The sequence below is a fragment of the Rathayibacter sp. AY2B7 genome, assembly GCF_002931635.1.
Lineage (GTDB): Bacteria > Actinomycetota > Actinomycetes > Actinomycetales > Microbacteriaceae > Rathayibacter.
The window spans coordinates 22,790-44,258 of the sequence record NZ_PSUC01000003.1 but is presented as its reverse complement, the minus strand read 5'-3'; the positions used below and the strand labels follow the sequence as shown (position 1 = coordinate 44,258).

The window sequence follows — 21,469 nt, the reverse complement described above, 5'->3', positions numbered from 1 at the left end:
CGTCCACTGGCCGGAATTCCTGATGAGAGGGAGATCGAAGCCGATAGCCGCGGCGCGGACGGCATTGTTCGCGCTCTTTCTCGCTCGATCGTCGCTTTCTCGGGGAAAAGTGGTCCGCACTCTGCACAACCTCGAGCCGCACGCCCCCGGGGGTCGCATCGAGACGATGCTCCTGTCTGCTCTCGAGCGGCGCACGGACCTCTTCGTGACCCTGACGGGGGTGACGCCGGTGCCGCGGAGTGCACGCTCCGTCCTCATCCCGCACGGCCACTACCGGGAGGTGCTCCCGCTCGAGCACAGCGCCCCGATGCAGCCGGGACGCCTGCTGTACTTCGGCCGCATCGAGCCCTACAAGAACGTCGAGCGCCTGGTCGAGGTCTTCCGGGAGCTGGACGATCCGGAGCTCGTCCTCGGCGTCGTCGGCAAGGCGCCCGCCGCCCTCGCCGAGCGGATCGCCCGGGCCGCTTCCCTCGACGCCCGGGTCGCGACGCGCTTCGGCTTCGTGCCGGACGAGGAGATGGTCGCCGAGATGACCTCGTCGCAGCTGGTGGTCCTCCCCTACACCGAGATGCACAACTCGGGCATCCTGCTGGTCGCGCTGTCGCTCGGCCGCCCCGTCCTCGTGCCGCGCACCCCGGCGAACGTCCTGCTCGCCGACGAAGTCGGGCAGGAGTGGGTGCGCATGTTCGACGGCGGGATCGACCGCGACGACCTGCTCGCCGCCGTCCGCGCGACCGCCGATCTCCCCGCGTCGGGACCCGTCCTCGCGGGACGCGACTGGAGCGCCGTCGGCGCGTCCTACGCCCGCGCCTACCACCTCGCGGTCGACGCCCCCGTCGCTCGTGCCCGCCGAACAAGAGGGACCTCATGAGCACCCGCATCTTCGTCAACCCGAGCGGCCAGAAGGAGAACCTGGGCGACTCGGTGCTCCGCCGGGCGTACCTCGACGCACTGCGAGACCAGGGACAGCTGCACGTCTACGCCGGCACCCACTCCGCGTACATCTCGGGACTGGGCCTGTCCACGGAGGACGTGATCTACCACTCCCGCTCGAGCTGGCTCCGCGCCGCCCTCGCCGTCGGCCCGCGCGGCTCCCGCATGGGCTTCGCGCTGAACGCGGGCGAATGGGTCCTCGATCGCCGCTTCCTCGTCAACTCCGCCTGGCAGACGGCGCTGCTGACCCGCTCGCGCCTCGGCGGCGGCCGCCCCGTCGCCCTCGGCATCGCGCTGCGGCGGGACCAGGGATCCCTCCCCCGCCGGTGGTTCCGACGCATGCTCTCCCTGACCGGGACGACCAGCTGGCGCGACCCCGACAGCCGCGCCGATCTGGGCGTCGGTACCGTCGCTCCGGACTGGGCCTTCGCGCTCGGCAGCGCGCCCGAGCGGTTCCGTCCCGCGGATCAGCGCCGCACGATCGCCGTCGCGCTGAGGGGCGACCGTCCGGCCCCGACCGCGGTCTGGCTCGGGACGGTGCGCGCACTCGCCCGCTCGCTCGACGCCCGCATCGTCGTCGTCGATCAGATGCAGGAGGACGAGCAGCGCTGCGCCGAGCTCGCCCGTGACCTGGACGGCACCGTCCTGGGCTGGGACGCCTCCGTCTCGCACGCCGACCACGAGGAGCGGGTGCGCGAGCTCTACCGCGACTGCGCCGCGGTCGTCAGCGACCGGATCCACGCCCTCATCCTCGGGATGACCGAGGGCGCCGTCCCGATCGGCTTCACCACGAGCGACCCGGAGAAGGTGCGCCGCACGTTCGCCGCAGTCACGACCCTGCCGGTGGCCTTCGCTGAGAAGGACGTCACCGGCGAGACCGACGCCGTGGAGCGGGCGCAGGCACTGCTCGGTCAGAGGGACCGGCTCCTGGCCGACCTCGCTGTCGGGCGGGAGCGCCTCGCCGGGCTCCGCAGGTCGCTGACCCTCTGACCGCCGGGGCGCCCGGGCCGGGCGCCCACCGCGACCTCAGCGTCGGCGGATCGCCAGGACGGTCCGCTGGAGGAGCCGCGCGTCCTCCCGGTAGGCCCGGAGGAGGAGGACGGCGAGCCCGGCGATCGCCAGGTCGATCGCGCCCACGATCAGCAGCTGGCCCAGGGCGCCGAGCCCGGCGGTCAGCGCCAGCGCGGGCAACGAGACGACGACGATCGCGACCCCGAGCGCGAGCGGACGGCAGGCCTGCAGGAGGAGCGCCCTCACGTCGATGCCGGCGCGCGGCACGGCGAAGAACGAGAGCACCACCCAGTTCAGGACGAGGCCGGCGGTGCTGCCGATCGCGACGCCGATCGGCCCCCACACCACTCCGATCGCCATGAAGACGACCATGAGCGAGCGCGAGACGATGCTGAACCGCAGCTGGAGCCCGGTCAGCGCCTTCGCCAGGAACACCCAGTAGTAGACGAACCCCAGCGCCTGGAAGACGCCGCCGATCGCGAGGATCCGGAAGATCGTCTTCGACTCGTCCCAGCCGGGGCCGAGCGCGATCTCGATGATCGGGTCGGCGAGCGCGGCTGCCGCGAAGAAGACTCCTCCCATGACGTAGGCGAGCACGAGCTGGGCCCGCTGCACGTACCGCTCGAACTCCGGGCTGTCCTTCATCCGCGAGAGCACGGGGAAGGCGACCCTGGTCATGGGCGCGGCGATCTGCTGGAGCGGCATCCGGAAGATCTGGTAGGCGCGGTCATAGACGCCCAGCGCGCCGGCTCCCCAGACCCGACCGATCAGTACGCTGTCGGCGTTGCCGCTGATGTAGTTGACCAGCTGCACCCCGACCGTGTTCGCGCCGAAGCCGAGGAACGCACGCATGCCCTGCGTGCGCGAGGGCAGGCCGGGCAGCCAGCCGGCACCGATCACCAGGACGACCAGGGTCGTGACCGCGACCAGCAGCTGCTGGGCGACGAGGGCCCAGTAGCCCGCTCCCGACAGCGCGAGCAGGACCGCGCCCGTGGAGGCGACGAGCTGCGCGAGCACATCGGAGGCGGCGAGCCAGCGGAACCGGAAGCGGCGGGAGACCTCGGCCTTGAACTGGGCCGTGACGGAGTTGACCACGAACACCGCGGACAGCGCCTGGCAGACCGGGACGAGCTCGTCGCGCCCGTAGAACGCCGCGATCGGTACCGCGAGCAGGAACACGATCCCGCCCAGCACCAGCCCGAGGAGGACGTTGATCCAGAGCAGGTTGTTGCGCTGGGCGTCGGTCACGTCGCTGGACTGGATCGACGCCATGGAGAGGCCGAAGTCGCCCAGGAGCGTCGCGACTCCGGCGATGGCCAGCACCATGGAGACCACTCCGTAGTCGTCCGGGCTCAGAAGCCGCGCGAGGACCGCGAGCGCGCCCAGCTGCAGGACGAAGCGGATCCACTGCCCACCGAGCGTGGCAGCGGCGCCGCGGGCGGCGTCACCGGCGATCGTCACCGCGCAGCCTCGACGACGCTCCCCCAGAGATCGCGCGGGAAGGCCTCGAGCAGCGCGTCCGGACGCCAGTCCAGGGGCGGCTCGCCCCCCGCCTGGATCGCCTCGGCGACGGTCGCGGCCGGAGTGAAGCCCGCGCGTCCGGAGCCCTCGTAGTAGTCCCGGTACTTGAAGTCGGGCTCGCTCGCCGAGGCCACCAGCCGAGCCGGGATACCCAGCGACTCCGCCACGACGATCGCATGCAGGGACGAACCGACGACGAGGTCGCTCGCCGCGATCGCGCCCAGCACCTCGAGGACGGGGCGCGTCGGCTCGACGAGGCCGTCCTCCGCCCGCGGAGCGGTCCCGTCGGCGCGCATCCGACGAAGATCGTTCAAGTTGGGGAGGACGGTCACCCGGCGGTCGGGAGTGCCGCGGCGCAGCTCGTCACGACCCCAGAGGGTGCCGACGAGCAGACCCGGGTCGCCGTAGACCTCGGGGACGGCGATGCCCCGGGCACGGAGGAAACCGCGGGTCAGAGGACCGCGGACGGCCCGGACGTCGAGGTCGGTGAAGTCGAACCGTGCGTCCAGCGACTTGCCGTTCGCCCCGATGCCCCACAGGGTGTCCCCGTCGCGGGCGAGCTTGAGGATCGACCCCACGGCGAGCAGTCGGCGGCGCTCGGGTGCGGAGCCGGGTGAGATCCCCTCGCGCTGCAGGATCCGCTCCACGATCATCGGGCCGAGCAGATCGCCGAAGTTGTCGACTCTCCTGCGGATCGGCACGAATCGGGCCCAGGGGGCGCGACTGATCGGCTGTGCGGGATTCCAGTGGACCACGTCGATCTTCGGCACAGAAGTATGCTCTCCTCGTCCTGCGGCATGCGAGAATCACGACGCCGACCTAGACTAACGGCACTCGGCACATCTGCCTCACCGCGTGATATCCCCGCTAGCGAGCGGCGCCCGCGCTCTCGACGGAAGACGATCCCATCTCGAACAATCGATCAGCGCTTGTCCCCCCCAACGGGCGGCAGAGAGTCGCGCGACGCGGAATGCCCTCGAGCGATCCTCGACGAGCGAGACGGCCGCTTCTGGTGGGCGTGCTCCTGGGCTCCGCGGCAGGACTCGTCGGAGTCCAGGTCAACGCTCTCGGCCCTTTCCAGGGAGTGAGCATGCTGCTCGTGGGGCTGTCCTTCCTCACGGCACTCCTCTGGAAGGACAGGGCTCCTCTCGCCCGAGTGAGACTGACTTCTCTCGACTACTCCTTCCTTCTTCTCCTCATCGCCTGGGGAATGCTCGAGCTCGTGAATTCGGGCGAGTTGAGGCATTCGCCTTTCATCGGCGTGCTCCTCACTGTCGGTGTCGCTTATGCGGCCACTTTCCCGGTCCGGATGGTCGTCCGCGCTCCGTCGGACCTGGCGCCGTTCCTCCGGGGGTTCAGCGCACCGGGCGTGCTCGTCGCGCTGATCGCGATCGCGCAGCTGCTGCGCGTGCCCGGCGTCAACGAGGTGCTGGTGCAGATCACGAGCTCCGGCGGTCTCGCCGAGCGGCTCTCGAGCGGCTGGGACATCCGGGGCACGTCGACGATCGGCCACTGGACCGCTCTCGGCGGGTACCTCGCCTGCGTGATCGCGGCGTCCTGTGTCGACCTGATCATCAGCTCCACGGGCACGAAGCTCGCCCCCTGGCCGGTCGCGGCCCTCACCGTGCTCTTCGCGGGCGCCGTCACGACGCTGACCTTCGCGACGATCGGCGCCGCAGCGGTCATCCTGGCTCTCACGGCCCTGCGGCTGAAGGCCCGCCCCGTCCTGGTGCTCTCGGGGGTGGCCGTGCTGGTGGCCGGATGGCTCGTGCTCGGGCAGAGCATCGCCGCACGCCTGGAGCAGCAGTCCGGGCAGTCGCAGTACGCGATCGCCCAGTACTCCTGGCTGCCGCAGACCATCGGCTACCGAGTCAACATCTGGGTGACGGAGACCCTCCCCGCCATCGCGGAGCGTCCGCTCAGCGGCTGGGGCACCCAGGTCTACTCGGCCGTCGACAAGGGCTGGCCCGTGCGGCCGTCCTCGCTGGTGTGGGTGTCGCCCGAGTCCGAGTGGATGCGCACGCTGATCGCGAGCGGGGTCCTCGGTCTCCTCCCCGAGGTCATCCTGCTGCTGGTCGCGTTCGCCGTCGTGCTCCGCTCCCGCCGGATGCTCGGAGCCGCGGCCGTGTTCCCGGTCGCGATCCTGCTGGTCGTGCTCGTGGTGATCTCCACCATCCACAGCCACTTCTCGAACCCCGGCGTGCCCCTCGCGCTCTGGCCGCTGGTCTTCGCCGTGGCCATCGCGGCCCGTCGCGCGAAGACGCCTCCGGTGCCGCCGTCGAAGGCCGAATCGCCGAAGCGGCGCCGGCAGCACCTCCCCCGCTGACGCGGCGCACGATCGGACGCCGGCCGACCGTGCAGCCGGACGGCTAGACCGACTGCCGCCAGGCACCGCCGTCCCAGAACAGCAGCAGCTGCCCGCCCGGATCGACGGCGACGTCCTGACCACCGGTGAGCGCGGTACCGCCCGCCGCACCGTGGCGCACGGTGACCGGACGCGCCCCGGCGTGCAGCAGGTGCAGCCGCTGACCGAAGACGGAGCCCGAAGGCAGGGCCGCCATCGTGAGCGTGTTCGTGGACACCAGTCGCACCATGATCACCGGGTCGGGTGAGAGCGGCAGGCGCTTCTGGGTCGTCGTGACCTCGTTGTTGCCCCAGACGAAGACGCCGGACGTGGCGACCTCGGTCCCTCCGTCGGCGGGCACGTCGCACCGCCACTCGATGGACGACTGGGGCGACAGGTTCTCCCCCGGCATGTAGCGGAACGGGTAGCTGAACCGCACATTGCGGGCGCGCACCAGGTGATCCGTTCCGCTGAAGACGCCCCAGGTGCGGGCGACCACGTCGGGCGTGCTGCGCACCTCCAGTCCGTCGATCTCCGTGCGCTGCTGACCCGGGACCGCGCCCGCTGTGCTGCCCGAGCCGATGGGCCGGGGCGTGCCGGAGGTGTTGGCCTCGAAGTCGAGGATGGTGTCGCGGATCCGCAGCAGGCTGTTCTCGGAGTAGATGCCGTGGTAATCGCCTGTGCCGGGATTGCTCGCGCCCGCGCGGAACACGCCTCCGGCCAGCACGACCGAGGCGTTGTAGCTGACCAGCAGCGCTCCGGTTCGCTCGGCGTAGATGTCCGAGGCCGTCACGGTCGGCGAGGGGTCGAAGACGCCGGCGCTCGGGTGCCCGGCGGGTCGACGGACGACGCGCACCGCGGCTCCCCGGGCGTCGAACGCGCGGAATCCGTTGATCTGATGCGAGCGCGAGTCCCCGCCCTTGGCCTCGTCCTGCACGATCACGCCGTTCTCGACGAAGCGGGCCGTGCAGTCCACGACCCGGTGCCCGATCCCCCGCAGCTGGTACCCGGACTGCCCCTGGCTGCCCTGGCCGATGCCGGAGGTGGCCGTGCAGCCGATGAAGGCCACTCCCTCCGAGCAGTGGTGCGTGTCGAAGGCGCTCGAGGTGGTCATCAGTGCGTTCACTCCCGAGACGACCGTGCCGTAGGTGCGGCCGTAGCCGGAGAGATCGCTGTTGGCCGCGACGCGGTTGGTGTCGTCGGAGTAGGAGTGGCGCACATGCGAGTACACGCCGCGGTCGACCTGGCCGAAGCTGCTCCCGACGTCGGAGACGCCGTACCCGAGGATCGACGAGCCCGCGTCGTCGGTCGCGAACCGCACGACCGCGTCCTCGACGAGGTACCCGTAGCAGGAGGTGAAGCGGAAGACCGGCCCCGAGGCGCGGGTGACCGTCACCGAGCGCAGCTGCGGATAGCGCAGGCGGGAGAAGTAGACGAGGGGCTCGTTCGACGCGGTCGCCCGCGCGGCCGCGACCATCAGGGTGCCTCCCTCGATCGAGAAGGTCTGGTCCGAGATCTGCGCGACCCGGATGTTGGTGCTGTACGTCTCGCGGAGCACTCCGCCCAGCACCACCGTCGATCCGGAGGAGGAGCGCACGACCGCGAACTCGCCCAGGCGGGACTCGACGACGCCGTCCCCCGGCCGGCGCTCCGGGATCGGGTCGTCCGAGACGATCTTCACGATCGTGCCTGAAGCCCAGTCCGGTGTGCCGCCGACGCTCAGCTGCGACACGGCGGAGGCTCCGGCCGGAGCGGCGATCGTCACGGCGGTGACGGGGAGGACGGTGCCGTAGGCCCCGGAGACCGAGAAGATCGGCTTCGACGAGGTGGCGACGAGGGTCGCCCCGTGCGCGCTCACCCGCAGGGACTTGGCGAGCCGCGGGTAGAGCGAGGCCCCGACGAGGTAGGTGCCGGTCGGGATCACCAGCAGGCCGCCCTCGGGGACGGCGTTCATCGCCTTCTGCAGGCCGGCGCTCGAGTCCGTCGCGCCGGTCGCGTCGATGCCCGAGAAGCGGGCGGCGGAGGCGACCACGGCGATCCGGTCGAGCTCGCCCTGCGAGATCGTGACCGCGGCCTCGGCGGCGGGGGCTGCGGCGGCGCTCCAGGCGCCGACCGCCCCGATCGCACCGGCGGCGAGGACACCGCGACGCAGGAGGGAGGCGGGACGCCCCGGGTTCTCGTGAGTGGTTCGGTCGCCGATCAAGGGGGGCCTCCCGGACGTGCGGTCGTGGGCGCGGGGAGAGCCCCGCGCCCCCATTGTCGGAAGGGGTCGTCGGCGGGTGGCGCGAGTGAGGCTTATTCGAGGAGACCCCCTCCCACGAGGGGGACAACTGCGCTCAGCGCGTGAGGTGCGCCTCGATCACGGAGCTCTGGGAGCGCGGGTCGTCGATCTCGTGATCGTCGCCGCAGTAGGCCATCAGCCAGCCGCAGTCCGACTTCCTCGTGGAGCCGAAGTAGGTCACGTCGAGGCCGTAGCTGTCGGCGGCCGTGTAGAAGGCTTCGCCGACGTCCGTCCAGGAGCCCGCGCCGCCCGCGGTGAGAGAGAGGCTCTGATCGCTGGGCCAGCCGACCTCCCCGACCGAGCAGTGCACCCCGTACCGCCGGCACCACTGCCCGAAGGTCGTCACCGCCGCCACGAAGACCTGCTCGTCGGTGCCGCCCTGCTTGTCCGAGCGCAGGGTCGTGCCTGTGCCGCCGGGGTAGAAGTGCTGCGAGTACACGATCCGGTCCAGCGGGTCCTGGATCCACGGCCCGTCGGGTGCGATCGCAGCGACCGTGCCCGTCGTCGCCTCCCGCATCCCCTCGACCCAGATCGTGTGCCGATCGCCGGTCCCCCGGACGGCCGACACCACGGCCTCCGTGTAGGCCTTGTAGGTCTCGACGGGGACCAGCGACCGCTTCACCTCGTTGAAGAGGTCGTAGGCGGCGATGCGTCCGTCGTCCTGGAACTCCGCCGCGAGCAGGGTCCAGACCCGCTGCGCCTGGGATACCGAGAGCCCGGATCCGAACCAGACGGTCCCCTCGGGCAGATCGCCCTGGCTCGCCGGATACGTGCCGTTGTTGTGCAGGTCGAGCACGGCCCGCATGCCGGCGGCGCCGATGGCGGCGATCTCGGTCCGGAGCAGCGAGACCGCAGCCGGATCGAGCCCCTTCGCCAGAGCGTCGTCGGTGCTCTCCCCGTCGGCCCGCGGCTGCAGGAGCGACCAGGGCACCGCGAGCCGGACCAGCGTCAGTCCGCGGTCCGCCAGGAACTCGTAGCTCTCCGCCGGATTCCCGGCGGTGCAGTCGACTCCGACGTCGACGCGCGACTGCAGGTCGAACACGTTCACGCCGCGGAGGTAGGACCGGCCGCCCAGGTAGTCGTCGACCGAGCCGATGGCAGGCGCGGGCGACGCGGAAACGGACGACGGCGCGCAGGCCACGGGAGCAGTTCCGTCGCTCCGCTCGAGGAGCCGCACGGCCACCACGACGAGGGCCGCGACCACCACGACGGCCAGGACGATCAGCAGCGGGCGGCGGAGCCCATGGCGCGGCCGATCGCGTGCAGCGGCGATGCGAGCCTCCCGAGCCTGCCTGCCCGGTGCGGCCACCGGATCGCCGCTGAGGCTAGCAGAGCTCCGCGACGCCTCAGCGCACCGCCACCGTCGCCCGGTCGCGGCCGGTGAGATCGCGCTGCGTGGTCGCTCCGCGCCAGCCGTCGGCGGTGAGCAGGGCGCGGATCTCGGCGCCCTGCAGCTCGCCGTGCTCCATCACCAGCACTCCCCCGGAGCGGAGCAGGCGGAGGGCGGTCGCCGAGAGCGAGCGGACGACGTCCAGGCCGTCCTCGCCGCCGTAGAGCGCCGAGGGCGGGTCGAACAGGCGCACCTCCGGATCGCGCGGGACGGCGGCGGCCGGGATGTAGGGCGGGTTCGAGACGACGACCGAGACGGTGCCGTCCAGCTCGGGAAGCGCGCGGGCGAGGTCGTCGAAGACGATGCGGGCGTTCTCGAGCCCGAGCCGCTCGCGGTTGCCGCGGGCCCAGATGAACGCCTCGGGAGCGTTCTCCACGCCGATCACGCGCGCGTGCGGCACCTCATGCGCGAGCGCGAGCGCCAGGGCTCCGCTGCCCGTGCCGAGGTCGACGGCGATCGGCTCCGGGTCGACGACCGCACGGAGCGCGTCGATCGCGATCTGCGCGACGCCCTCGGTCTCGGGTCGCGGGACGAACACGCCGGGTCCGACCGCGAGCTCGAGCGAGCGGAACGGCGCGATCCCGGTGATGTGCTGCAGCGGCTCGCGAGCCGACCGGCGCTCGATCGCGCTCGCGAACGCCGCGGCGTGCTCGTCGTCGACGGTCAGCCCCGTGATGAGGCGCGCCTGCAGCCGGCCGCGGCCGAGCCCGAGCAGGTGCCCGAGAAGCAGCTCCGCATCGACGTCCGGCGTGGGGACGCGGGCGGCGGCGAGGCGGGCGACCGCGTCCGCGAGGAGGGTGCGCGCGTCGACGCCGGTGGTCACGAGGGTCACGCCTCCTCGGAGCCGATGTCGGCCAGGCGGGCCTCCTCGTCGGCCTGGATGGCGCTCTCCACCACCGGGTCGAGCGCGCCGTTCATCACGCCGTCGAGGTTGTACGCCTTGTAGCCGGTGCGGTGGTCGGCGATGCGGTTCTCGGGGAAGTTGTAGGTCCGGATCCGCTCGGAGCGGTCCATCGTGCGGATCTGCGTCTTGCGCGCGTCCGAGGCCGCCGCGGCGATCTCCTCCTGCTGGCGGGCCAGGATGCGGGCGCGCAGCACGCGCATGCCCGCCTCGCGGTTCTGCAGCTGGCTCTTCTCGTTCTGCATCGACACGACGATGCCGGTCGGGAGGTGGGTGATCCGCACGGCGGAGTCGGTCGTGTTGACGGACTGCCCGCCGGGACCGGAGGAGCGGTAGACGTCGATCTTCAGGTCGTTCTGATTGATCGCGACCTCCTCGGGCGCGTCCACCTCGGGGAACACGAGCACGCCCGTGGTGGAGGTGTGGATCCGCCCCTGCGACTCGGTCACGGGGACGCGCTGCACCCGGTGCACGCCGCCCTCGTACTTGAGGTGCGCCCACACGCCCTGCGAGGGATCGGTGGCGTTGCTCTTGATCGCGACCTGCACGTTCTTGTAGCCGCCGAGGTCGGACTCGTCGCGGTCGAGGATCTCCGTCTTCCAGCCCTTCGCCTCGGCGTAGTGCAGGTACATCCGGAGGAGGTCGGCCGCGAACAGCGCGCTCTCGGCTCCGCCCTCGCCGCCCTTGATCTCCATGATGACGTCGCGGCCGTCGTCGGGGTCGCGCGGGATGAGCAGGCGCCGCAGCTTCTCCTGCGCCACCCGCAGCGACTCCTCCAGCTCGGGGACCTCCTCCGCGAAGGCCTCGTCCTCGCGGGCGAGCTCGCGCGCGGCCTCGAGGTCCTCGCCGGCCTGGATCCAGGCGGAGTGGGCCGCCTTGATCTGGCTCAGCTCCGCGTAGCGCCGGTTGACCTTCTTCGCGCGGGCGGCATCGGCGTGGAGGGCCGGGTCGGAGAGCTGCGTCTGCAGGTCCTCGTGCTCGGCGAGGAGGACGCTGACGGATTCGAACATGGGGTCCTGGCTTCCAGAGGTGGTCGGGGTCGGGCTCATCGCCCGGGGACGCGAAAACGTCCGCGGCCGCCCCCGGTGACAGGGGCGACCGCGGACGTCGGGGCGCTAGTGGTGGCCGTTGCCGTGGCCGGCGGTGGCCGGGCCGACGGCCGACTTCGAGACCTGCATGAGGAACTCGACGTTGGACGAGGTCTCCTTCAGGCGCGACAGGATGATCTCCAGCGCCTGCTGCTGGTCGAGCCCGGCGAGGGCGCGGCGCAGCTTCCAGGTGATCTTGACCTCGTCGGCGCTGAGCAGCATCTCCTCGCGGCGCGTGCCGGAGGCGTTCACGTCGACGGCGGGGAAGATCCGCTTGTCGGCGAGGTGGCGGGAGAGGCGGAGCTCCATGTTGCCGGTGCCCTTGAACTCCTCGAAGATCACCTCGTCCATCTTCGAGCCGGTCTCGATGAGCGCCGTCGCGAGGATGGTGAGCGAGCCGCCGTTCTCGATGTTGCGCGCCGCGCCGAAGAACTTCTTCGGCGGGTACAGCGCCGAGGCGTCCACGCCGCCCGAGAGCACGCGGCCCGAGGGAGGAGCGGTCACGTTGTAGGCGCGGCCGAGACGGGTGATGGAGTCGAGCAGCACGACCACGTCGTGGCCCAGCTCGACCAGGCGCTTGGCGCGCTCGATCGCGAGCTCGGCGACGGTCGTGTGGTCCTCGGCCGGGCGGTCGAAGGTGGAGGCGACGACCTCGCCGCGGACGGTGCGCTGCATGTCGGTGACCTCCTCCGGACGCTCGTCGACCAGGACGACCATCAGGTGGACCTCGGGGTTGTTCTGCACGATCGCGTTGGCGATCTGCTGCAGGACGATGGTCTTGCCGGCCTTGGGCGGCGCGACGATCAGGCCGCGCTGTCCCTTGCCGATCGGGGCGACCAGGTCGATGATCCGCTGGGTCAGCTTGCCGGGCTCGGTCTCGAGGCGCAGGCGCTCGGTCGGGTAGAGCGGCGTGAGCTTCTGGAACTCGACGCGCGCAGCGGCCTCCTCGACGGTCTGGCCGTTGATCGAGTCGACGCGGACGATCGCGTTGTACTTCTGGCGGCCGCCGCCCTCGCCCTCGCGGGGCTGGCGGATGGCGCCGACGACCGCGTCGCCCTTGCGCAGGTTGTACTTCTTGACCTGGCCGAGGGAGACGTAGACGTCGCTGACGCCGGGCAGGTACCCGGTGGTGCGCACGAAGGCGTAGTTGTCGAGGACGTCGAGGATGCCGGCGACCGGGATGAGGACGTCGTCCTCGCCGATCTCGGGCTCGAAGTCGTCGCCGATCGCTCCGCCGCGGCGCTTGCGGTCGCGGTAGCGGCTGCGGCGGCCGTCCTCGCCCTCGGCCTGCTGGCCGTTCTGGGGCTGTCCGGAGCCGTTCTGCTGAGGAGCCTGCTGGCCCTCGGACTGCGCGGCGCGCGCGCCCTGACCGTTCTGCGGCTGGGACTGCGCGGCGGGGCTCTGCTGAGCGTCGTTCTGGCGGTCGTCCCCGCGGTTGCGGTTCCGGTTGCGGCGGTTGCGACCGCGGCCGGTGCCCTGCTGGTCGCCGTTCTGCTGCTGGTCGCCGCCCTGCTGCTCCTGCTGGTCGCCGGAGTCGGAGGAGTCGGCGTCGTTCTCGGCGGGCGCCTGCTCGGCCTGCTCGCTCTGCTCGGAGGCGCCCCCGCGGCTGCGGCGGCGTCCGCGGCGCTCGCGCTGGCCGCCCTCGCGGGAGGAGTCGTCCGACTCCGGCCCGTTGGGCAGCTCGATGTCGATGACGGGCTTCGCAGCCTGGTCGGCGTCGCGGTCCTGCTCGATGACGGGGAGGTCGGGGATCAGCGACTCGACGCCGGTCCCGCCGGGGATGTTGAGGTGCTCGCCGGCGGCGACGGTGCCGCTGGAGGCGCGGCGCGAGCTGCGTCGGCGGGGCGCGCGCTCGGCGTGCTCGGCGACCGGCTCGGCCGCCGCGGGGAGCTCGAGCTCGACGGGGGCCGACTCGGCGGCCGTCGCGGAGGGCTCGTCGACGGTGGGCGCGGCCTGCTCGAGGACGTCGGCCGTGTCGGCCTCGGTGCTCTCGACGGGCGTCGGCAGCTCCGCCGGCGCCTCGGGCTGCGGAGCGGACTGCTCGGCCACATCGGCCGGCTCGGCCTCGACGCCGGTGGCGTCGACGTCCGGGGCGACCGCTGCGTCGTCCGGAGCGACCGCGTCGGCGATCGCGGCGGGCGCGTCCTCGGCGGAGGCGGCGCGCAGATCCGAGATGGCCTGGACCAGCTCGCCCTTGCGGAGCTTGGAGGCGCCGCCGAGGCCGAGCCGCGTCGCGAGAGCCTGGAGCTCGGCGACGCGCAGACCCGAGAGGTCGGCGGTGAGGTCCACGGTCGAGCCGTGGGTGTTGACGTCTGTCACTGGAGAGGGTTCCTTCCCCCCGGGAACGAGTGCTCACCGGGAGAGCTCATCGACCGTGCGGTGCCATCGCGTGTTCTGATCCACGCGATGCTCTCGGCCGCCGGGACCGACTGCCGCAGAGAGCGAGGAGAGGGCCCGGAGACCAGGCGCCGGTCTGCAAGAGGAGCAGGGGCGCCCTTCACACGATGTGATGGCCGTGGTTGTCGGGACGATCCGTCGGACAGATTCCGCTCGTTACGCGGTTCCTCGGGATGCGGTCCCCACTGTAGCACCCTTGAAGTCGACGGCCAGCATGTGCGCGCGCCACGGCGTGGGGGCCTCCCGCTCCACCAGATCCGCGGCCGCGAGTCGCTGGGCGGGGTCGCTGCAGAGCACCAGGACGCTCGGTCCGGCACCCGAGACGACGGCGGCGTAGCCGTGCGAGCGCAGCAGCGCGATCAGCGCTGAGGTCTCGGGCATGGCGGCCGCGCGGTAGTTCTGGTGCAGCTTGTCCTCGGTCGCCGCGAACAGCAGCTCCGGGCTCTGGATGAGGGCGGCGATCAGGAGCGAGGAGCGCGAGACGTTGAACACCGCGTCCTCGTGCGGCACGCTCTGCGGCTGCAGCGAGCGGGCCAGCCGCGTCGACATGGTGTGCTCGGGCACGAAGACGACCGGGGACACGCCGCGGTGGACCATGAGCTTCTTGGAGCGCGGGCGCAGCGGCGAGTCGTCGGCGCCGGAGGCGTGCGGCTCGACCCAGGCGATGGTGAGGCCGCCGAACAGCGCGGGCGCCACGTTGTCGGGGTGCCCCTCCATCTCGGTCGCGATGCGGAGGAGGTCGTCAGAGTCGAGCTCGACGACGCCCTCGAGCAGGCCCTTCGCGGCCATGATGCCGGAGACGATCGCGGCGCCGGACGAGCCCATCCCGCGGCCGTGCGGGATGATGTTGCGCGCGATCACCTCGATGCCGGGCATCTCCTGCCGCTGGTCGGCGAACGTGTACGCGATGGCCTGCACGACGAGGTTCGTCTCGTCGGTCGCCACCTCGCCCTCGCCGACTCCGTGCACGGTGACCCGCGCACCCGTGGCCGCGACGGCCGTCACGTCGAGCTCGTCGTAGAACGAGAGCGCCAGGCCGAGCGTGTCGAAGCCGGGGCCCAGGTTCGCCGAGGTGGCGGGGACCTTGACGTGGACGGTGCGGCCGACGGGAACCGCCGAGGTCATGCGCCGGCCAGCCCCAGCACGTCCGCGATCGCGGCGGTGTCGACCGGGACGACGGTCGGCGTGATGTCCGCGCCGTCGGCCGTGCGGAGCGCCCACTGCGGGTCCTTGAGGCCGTGGCCGGTGACCGTCAGGACGACGGTCGCGTCCTTCGGGATCGCTCCGGCCTCGGCGCGCTCGAGGAGCCCCGCGACGCTGATCGCCGACGCCGGCTCGACGAAGACGCCGACCTCGCCCGCGAGGATGCGGTACGCCTCGAGGATCTTCTCGTCGCTGATCGCGCCGAAGTAGCCGTCGCTGACGGTGCGCGCGTTCAGGGCGAGCTCCCACGAGGCCGGGTTGCCGATCCGGATCGCGCTGGCGATCGTCTCGGGGTGGCGGACCGGGGCGCCGTGCACGATCGGAGCGGAGCCCTCGGCCTGGAAGCCGAACATGCGCGGGAGGCGGGTCGACTCGCCGCGCTCCAGCTCCTCCGAGTAGCCGCGGAAGTAGGCGGTGTAGTTGCCCGCGTTACCGACCGGGACGATGTGGAAGTCCGGCGCGTCGCCCAGCACCTCGACGACCTCGAAGGCCGCGGTCTTCTGGCCGGCGATGCGGTCCGGGTTCACCGAGTTGACCAGGTGGACCGGGTAGTTCTTCGCGAGGTCGCGGGCGATGTCGAGGCAGTCGTCGAAGTTGCCCTGCACCTGCAGCAGCTGCGCGTTGTGCGCGATCGCCTGGCTGAGCTTGCCCAGGGCGATCTTGCCCTCCGGCACCAGGACGGCCGCGGTGATGCCGGCGTGCGTCGCGTAGGCGGCGGCCGACGCGGAGGTGTTGCCGGTCGAGGCGCAGATGACGGCCTTCGCGCCGTGCTCGACGGCCTTCGAGATCGCCATGGTCATGCCGCGGTCCTTGAAGGAGCCGGTCGGGTTCATGCCCTCGTACTTGACCCACACCTTCGCGCCCGTGCGCGCCGAGAGGGCCGCTGCGGGGATGAGCGGCGTGCCGCCCTCGCCGAGAGTGATGACCGGGGTCGCCTCGGTGACATCGAGGCGGTCAGCGTACTCGTGCAGGACTCCGCGCCACTGCTTGGCCATCTCAGGCTCCTTCAACTCGTAGAACGGACGTCACGGCGCCGACGAAACCATGCGAATGGAGGGCGGTGACGGTGGCCGCCAGATCGGATTCCGCCGCGGCGTGCGTGCCGATGACCAGGGTAGCGGTCGGCTCGCGCCGCTCCGCACCGGCCTGCTCCTCCAGCGGGTCGGCGCCGGGCGGGGTCTGCACCAGGGTCTCGACCGAGACGCCGTGGTCGGCGAAGACGCCCGCGATCTGCGCGAGCACGCCGGGGCGGTCGAGCACCTCGAGGGTGACCTGGTACCGGGTGGTGACGTGGCCGATCGGGAGGACCGCGAGCCCGGAGCTCGCGCTGGTCACCAGGCCGGGGCCGCCGACGACGTGGCGGCGGGCGGCCGAGACGACGTCGCCGAGGACGGCGGAGGCCGTCTCGATCCCGCCGGCGCCGGCGCCGTAGAACATCAGGTCGCCGGCCGCCTCCGCCTCGACGAAGACCGCGTTGTTGGCCCCGTGCACGGCCGCGAGCGGGTGGGAGCGGTGCACGAGCGCGGGGTAGACCCGCGCGGACACGCCCTCCACGCCGGTCTTGGCGTCGGTCAGCCGCTCGCAGATCGCGAGCAGCTTGATCACGTAGCCGGAGTCGCGGGCCTGGTCGACCTGCGCCTTCGTGATGCCGGTGATCCCCTCGCGATGCACCAGGGTGACCGGGACGTCGGTGTGGAACGCGAGGCGGGCGAGGATGGCCGCCTTCTGCGCCGCGTCGTAGCCCTCGATGTCGGCGGTCGGGTCGGACTCGGCATAGCCGAGCTCGGTCGCGCGGGCGAGCGCGTCCTCGAGGCTCGCGTGCTCGGTGTCCATCCGGTCGAGGATGTAGTTGGTCGTGCCGTTGACGATGCCGAGGATGCGGTGGATCCGGTCGCCGGCGAGGCTGTCGCGCAGCGGCCGGATGATCGGGATCGCGCCGGCGACGGCCGCCTCGTAGTTGAGCTGGGCGCCCACCTGGTCGGCGGCCTCGAAGAGCTCGTTGCCGTGGGCGGCGAGCAGCGCCTTGTTGGCCGTGATCACGTCCGCGCCCGACGAGATCGCCGTGAGGATGTGGCTGCGGGCGGGCTCGAGCCCGCCGATCAGCTCGACCACGATGTCGGCGCCCAGGATCAGCGACTCGGCGTCGGTGGTGAGCAGGTGCTTCGGGATGTCGGCGGTGCGGGGCGCGTCCACGTCCCTGACGGCCACGCCCACGAGCTCCAGCGGCGCCCCGACGCGCTGGGCGAGCTCGTCGCCGTGGTCGAGCAGGAGGCGCGCCACCTGGGCACCGACGGACCCGGCGCCCAGCAGGGCGACGCGGAGGCTGCGGTACTCGATCATCGGGAGGTGGCCTTTCGTTCGATGCCGGCGTCGCGGCGGAGGAGGTCCTCCTCGGTCTCGCCGCGCACGAGGACGCGCGAGCGCCCGTCGCGGACGGCGACCACCGGGGGGCGCCCGAGGTAGTTGTAGTTGCTGGCGAGCGACCAGCAGTAGGCGCCGGTCGCGGCGACGGCGAGCAGGTCGCCCGGCCGCACGTCCGCGGGCAGGAAGTCGTCGTGGACGACGATGTCGCCCGACTCGCAGTGCTTCCCGGCCACCCGCACGAGGGCGGGCTCGGCCGAGGAGGAGCGGTCGGCGATCCGCGCCGTGTAGTCGGCGCCGTAGAGCGCCGGACGGGCGTTGTCGCTCATCCCGCCGTCGACGCTGACGTAGCGGCGCACCGCGGTCGAGCCCTCGGAGCCGACCGTCACGTCCTTCACGGTGCCCACCTCGTAGAGGGTGACGCCGGCGGGCCCGATCAGCGAACGGCCGGGCTCGATCGCGATGTGCGGCACCGGGACGCCACGAGCGGCGCACTGCTCGGCGACCGCGTCGGCGACGGCGGCCGCTATCTCGGCGATCGGGGTCGGGTCGTCGGCGCTGGTGTAGGCGATGCCGAAGCCGCCGCCGAGGTTGAGCTCCGGCACGGGGCCGTCCGTGAGCAGTGCCGCGTGGACGTCGAGCAGGCGCGACGCCGACTCCGCGAACCCGGCGGAGCCGAAGATCTGGGATCCGATGTGGCAGTGCAGCCCGAGGAACCGCAGGGAGGAGAAGGAGCGGATGCGGGCGACCGCGGCCGGGCAGTCGGCGAGTGCGAGGCCGAACTTCTGGTCCTCGTGCGCCGTGGCGAGGAACTCGTGGGTGTGCGCGTGCACTCCGCTGTTGACGCGGAGGCGCACCGCCTGCACGCGGCCGTGCCGCTCGGCCGCGGCTGCGACGCGCTCGATCTCGACGAGGCTGTCGAGCACGATCGTGCCCGCGCCCACCTCGACGGCCCGGTCGATCTCGCGGAGCGACTTGTTGTTGCCGTGGAGGCCGAAGCGCTCGGGCTCGATCCCGGCGGCGAGGGCCACCGCCATCTCGCCGCCGCTGGAGAGGTCGAGGTTCAGCCCCTCGTCGCGCATCCAGCGGGCGACCTCGGTCGAGAGGAACGCCTTGCCCGCGTAGTACACCGTGACGCCGGTGCCGATCCGGCCGAGCTCGCGGGCGAAGACCTCACGCATCTCGACGGCCCGGCGGCGGGCGTCGGCCTCGTCCACCACGTAGAGAGGAGTGCCGTGCTCGCGCACCAGCTCGGCGACGGGCACTCCGGCGATCCGGATGCCGCCGTCCTCGCCGCGCTCGGCACTGTCCGGCCACACGCCGTCGGCCAGGTCGTTCGGGTCGGCGGGCGTGAGCAGCCACTCAGGCGCGAGCGGATGCCGGGGGGCGCGGGCGCGGGCGTCGACGGTGTCCACGGGTGAGACCTCACAGGAGAGAGTGGGAGCGTCACTGCGGGGCGAGCGGGTCCGGATTGACCCCTGAAGCCAGCGATGTCAGTGTTCGGCCCGCGGAAGACGCCGGCACAGGGCTCCGATCCTACCGGTCCGGGGCGGCGGCGCCGCGCGGGCTCAGGCGCACGTGCCCGGTTCCTGCTCCGCGGGGTCGCTGAGGAACGTCGGAGAGAGCGCGAAGCTCGCGTTCAGCGACTCGTCGGCGACCTCGACGCCGGTCAGCGTCAGTCCGCGCGGCACCGAGTCCGCGATGCACACGGAGGACGGAGCGAGCAGGTCGCCGGTGACGGCGCCGAAGCGGTCGCGGAAGTCGGTCGCCGAGAAGGTCGCACCGGCGGCGGAGACCTCGGCCGGGGTCAGCCGGATGGCGCCGTCCACGGCGGCGAGCTCCATCCCCACGCCCGCGCCGAGCCGGAGGCCCAGCACCTCGACGGAGGCGGTCACGCGCACGAGCGGAGCGTCCAGAGTCACCTCGTCGACAGGAACGGTGCTGCGCTCGGTGACGAGCCGCGAGACCGAGGCCGCGTCGATCGCGACCGTCGTGCTGCCGGACTCGACCGCTCCGACGCCGCTCACCGGCACCCCGATCAGGGTCGCGGCGACGTCGCCGTCGAGCTCGCCGAACGTCACGTCCGAGCTGCGCAGGTCGAGCCGGTCCAGCCGCCCCGAGACGAGCTGCGGGAGCACGGCCCAGCCCGCGACGTCGACGTCCACCGCCCGGTCCGCGGGCAGTGCGAGCGCCTCGCGGAGGCTCGCGGCGGCGCGGTCCGCGACGGCGCGGCGGGCGAGCGAGTCGCCCACCACCGCCGCGACCACGAGCAGCACCAGCACGACGACGACCACCACGGCCGCGCGTCCCCCGCGCCGGCGCCGCGGCGCCGCCCCCGACGCGCTCACATCCGGTCCGGGGCCGTGACGCCCAGCAGGGAGAGCCCGTTGCGGAGCACCTGCCCGGTCGCCTCGTTCAGGCGCAGCCGGGTCGAGTGCACGGCCTCGACCGGGTCCTCGCCCTGCGGCACGACCCGGCAGTTGTCGTACCAGCGGTGGTAGAGGCCGGCGACCTCCTCGAGGTACCGCGCGACGCGGTGCGGCTCGCGCAGCTCCGCGGCGTGCGCCACGATGCGCGGGAACTCCTGCAGGCCGCCGAGCAGCGCCGACTCGGTCGGATGCACCAGCGTCTCGGGCGCGAACGGCTCGACGGGGACGCCCGACCCCGCGGCCTTCGCCGCGACCTGGCGGGTGCGCGCGTGGGCGTACTGCACGTAGTAGACGGGGTTGTCGTTGCTCCGCTTGGTCAGCAGGTCGAGGTCGATGTCGAGGGTCGAGTCGGCCGAGGAGCGCACCAGCGAGTAGCGCGCGGCGTCCACGCCGACGGCCTCCGTGAGGTCCTCCATCGTGACGACGGTCCCCGCCCGCTTGGACATCCGGACCGCCTCGCCGTCGCGGAGCAGGTTGACCAGCTGGCCGATCAGGATCTCGAGGTTCACGCCCGGGGTGTCGCCGAACGCCGCGCACATCGCCATCATCCGGCCGATGTAGCCGTGGTGGTCGGCGCCGAGCATGATGATCGCCCGATCGAAGCCGCGCTCGCGCTTGTCGAGGTAGTAGGCGAGGTCGCCCGCGATGTAGGCCGCCTCCCCGTCGCTCTTGATGATGACGCGGTCGCGGTCGTCGCCGAACGAGGTGGTCCGCAGCCAGGTGGCGCCGTCCGCCTCGAAGATGTGCCCGAGCTCGCGGAGGCGCTCGATCGCGCGGTCGACGGCACGCGACTCGTGCAGGGAGTTCTCGTGGAAGTACACGTCGAAGTCGACGCCGAACTCGTGCAGGCTCTGCTTGATCTCGCCGAACATCAGCTCGACGCCGATGGAGCGGAAGGTCTCGGCGAGCTCCTCCTCGGGCAGGACGGCGAGGTCGCCCGGGTAGGCGGCGGCGACGCGCTCGGCGATGTCGCCGATGTAGGCGCCGCCGTAGCCGTCCTCCGGGGTCGGCTCGCCGCGGTGGGCGGCGAGGAGGCTCCGCGTGAAGCGGTCGATCTGCGCGCCGTGGTCGTTGAAGTAGTACTCGCGGGTCACCTCGGCGCCCTGCGAGAGGAGCATCCGGGCCAGGCTGTCGCCGACCGCCGCCCAGCGCGTCCCGCCGATGTGGATGGGGCCGGTGGGGTTGGCGGAGACGAACTCGAGGTTCATCCGGACGCCGGCGTAGGCGGACCCGGTGCCGTAGGCCTCGCCCGCCTCGGCGATCGCGCCGGCAAGGGCACCCGCGGCCGCGGCCTCGAGCCGGACGTTGAGGAAGCCGGGACCGGCGACCTCGACCGTGGCGACACCCTCGACCGCGCCCAGTCCCTCGGCCAGCTCGGCGGCGAGCTCGCGCGGGTTCGCGCCGACCCGCTTCGCGAGCTTCATCGCGATGTTCGAGGCCCAGTCGCCGTGGTCGCGGTTCTTCGGGCGCTCCAGCACGACGTCCGAGAGCTCGACGCCCGCATCGCTCCCCCGTCGCTGCACGGCGTCGAGGACGAGGGCGTGCAGGGAGGCGGCGAGCTGTTCGGGAGTCACGGGGAGCGATTCTACCGGCCGCCGCGCCCGCGCCCC

The 21,469-nt window shown here is 72.3% G+C and carries 16 protein-coding genes; 3 read left to right on the top strand and 13 right to left on the bottom strand.

Going from position 1 to position 21,469, the window contains the following annotated elements:
- Positions 1-109: 109 nt before the first annotated feature.
- Both C5C27_RS01165 and C5C27_RS01160 read left to right on the top strand, forming a co-directional pair.
- Positions 110-871, top strand: a complete 762-nt coding sequence (locus tag C5C27_RS01165; protein WP_219813122.1) for a glycosyltransferase — start codon at positions 110-112, stop codon at positions 869-871.
- A complete protein-coding gene (locus C5C27_RS01160; protein WP_104313250.1) occupies positions 868-1,923 on the top strand; it encodes a polysaccharide pyruvyl transferase family protein in 1,056 nt (351 codons plus the stop codon). Before C5C27_RS01165 ends, C5C27_RS01160 begins: the two co-directional genes overlap by 4 nt.
- Positions 1,924-1,959: 36 nt before the next feature.
- Here C5C27_RS01160 and C5C27_RS01155 read toward each other — a convergent pair whose 3' ends face one another.
- Entirely contained in the window at positions 1,960-3,405 is a 1,446-nt protein-coding gene (locus C5C27_RS01155) for a lipopolysaccharide biosynthesis protein (protein ID WP_159939247.1), read from the bottom strand.
- Positions 3,402-4,235 carry a polysaccharide pyruvyl transferase family protein gene (locus C5C27_RS01150; protein WP_104313247.1) on the bottom strand — a complete coding sequence of 278 codons (834 nt, stop codon included), beginning with the start codon at positions 4,233-4,235 and terminating at the stop codon, positions 3,402-3,404. Before C5C27_RS01150 ends, C5C27_RS01155 begins: the two co-directional genes overlap by 4 nt.
- 242 nt (positions 4,236-4,477) lie before the next feature.
- Between C5C27_RS01150 and C5C27_RS01145 the strand changes: the two genes are divergently transcribed.
- The gene (locus tag C5C27_RS01145) at positions 4,478-5,791 is read left to right on the top strand and encodes an O-antigen ligase (RefSeq protein WP_181133407.1); all 1,314 of its coding nucleotides are present in this window, start codon (positions 4,478-4,480) and stop codon (positions 5,789-5,791) included.
- Positions 5,792-5,834: 43 nt separating this feature from the next.
- Here the strand turns inward: C5C27_RS01145 and C5C27_RS01140 are convergent, their stop codons facing one another.
- The 11 genes from C5C27_RS01140 to argS all read right to left on the bottom strand — a co-directional run bounded on the left by C5C27_RS01140 (position 5,835) and on the right by argS (position 21,433).
- On the bottom strand, positions 5,835-8,012 hold the full coding sequence (locus C5C27_RS01140) for a hypothetical protein (protein WP_104313245.1): 2,178 nt from the start codon (positions 8,010-8,012) through the stop codon (positions 5,835-5,837).
- A gap of 133 nt (positions 8,013-8,145) precedes the next feature.
- Positions 8,146-9,297 (bottom strand): glycoside hydrolase family 5 protein, encoded by a 1,152-nt coding sequence (locus C5C27_RS01135; RefSeq protein WP_181133406.1) that lies wholly within the window; start codon positions 9,295-9,297, stop codon positions 8,146-8,148.
- Positions 9,298-9,436: 139 nt separating this feature from the next.
- The gene (prmC, locus tag C5C27_RS01130) at positions 9,437-10,312 is read right to left on the bottom strand and encodes a peptide chain release factor N(5)-glutamine methyltransferase (protein WP_104232723.1); all 876 of its coding nucleotides are present in this window, start codon (positions 10,310-10,312) and stop codon (positions 9,437-9,439) included.
- Positions 10,309-11,391, bottom strand: coding sequence for a peptide chain release factor 1 (gene prfA, locus C5C27_RS01125; protein WP_104232724.1), 1,083 nt, complete (start codon positions 11,389-11,391; stop codon positions 10,309-10,311). Before prfA ends, prmC begins: the two co-directional genes overlap by 4 nt.
- A 105-nt stretch (positions 11,392-11,496) precedes the next feature.
- A complete protein-coding gene (rho, locus tag C5C27_RS01120) occupies positions 11,497-13,788 on the bottom strand; it encodes a transcription termination factor Rho (RefSeq protein ID WP_104313242.1) in 2,292 nt (763 codons plus the stop codon).
- Positions 13,789-14,022: 234 nt separating this feature from the next.
- Positions 14,023-14,991 (bottom strand): homoserine kinase, encoded by a 969-nt coding sequence (gene thrB / locus C5C27_RS01115; protein WP_104223004.1) that lies wholly within the window; start codon positions 14,989-14,991, stop codon positions 14,023-14,025.
- The gene (thrC, locus tag C5C27_RS01110) at positions 14,988-16,064 is read right to left on the bottom strand and encodes a threonine synthase (protein ID WP_104223003.1); all 1,077 of its coding nucleotides are present in this window, start codon (positions 16,062-16,064) and stop codon (positions 14,988-14,990) included. The genes thrB and thrC overlap by 4 nt, the downstream gene beginning before the upstream one ends.
- A gap of 1 nt (position 16,065) precedes the next feature.
- Positions 16,066-17,409 carry a homoserine dehydrogenase gene (locus C5C27_RS01105; RefSeq protein WP_104313240.1) on the bottom strand — a complete coding sequence of 448 codons (1,344 nt, stop codon included), beginning with the start codon at positions 17,407-17,409 and terminating at the stop codon, positions 16,066-16,068.
- Positions 17,406-18,845, bottom strand: coding sequence for a diaminopimelate decarboxylase (gene lysA, locus C5C27_RS01100; protein WP_104313239.1), 1,440 nt, complete (start codon positions 18,843-18,845; stop codon positions 17,406-17,408). The genes C5C27_RS01105 and lysA overlap by 4 nt, the downstream gene beginning before the upstream one ends.
- A 153-nt stretch (positions 18,846-18,998) precedes the next feature.
- Complete coding sequence (locus C5C27_RS01095; protein WP_181133405.1) at positions 18,999-19,727, bottom strand: LmeA family phospholipid-binding protein; 729 nt, start codon at positions 19,725-19,727, stop codon at positions 18,999-19,001.
- A gap of 47 nt (positions 19,728-19,774) precedes the next feature.
- A complete protein-coding gene (gene argS, locus C5C27_RS01090; RefSeq protein WP_104313236.1) occupies positions 19,775-21,433 on the bottom strand; it encodes an arginine--tRNA ligase in 1,659 nt (552 codons plus the stop codon).
- Positions 21,434-21,469 lie beyond the last annotated feature (36 nt).

What these genes read in the sequence shown, in the direction of transcription:
- thrC (WP_104223003.1), bottom strand. Translation starts at nt 16,064, where the DNA reads ATGGCCAAGCAGTGGCGCGGAGTCCTGCACGAGTACGCTGACCGCCTC.
- C5C27_RS01160 (WP_104313250.1), top strand. Translation starts at nt 868, where the DNA reads ATGAGCACCCGCATCTTCGTCAACCCGAGCGGCCAGAAGGAGAACCTG.
- thrB (WP_104223004.1), bottom strand. Translation starts at nt 14,991, where the DNA reads ATGACCTCGGCGGTTCCCGTCGGCCGCACCGTCCACGTCAAGGTCCCC.
- C5C27_RS01105 (WP_104313240.1), bottom strand. Translation starts at nt 17,409, where the DNA reads ATGATCGAGTACCGCAGCCTCCGCGTCGCCCTGCTGGGCGCCGGGTCC.
- prfA (WP_104232724.1), bottom strand. Translation starts at nt 11,391, where the DNA reads ATGTTCGAATCCGTCAGCGTCCTCCTCGCCGAGCACGAGGACCTGCAG.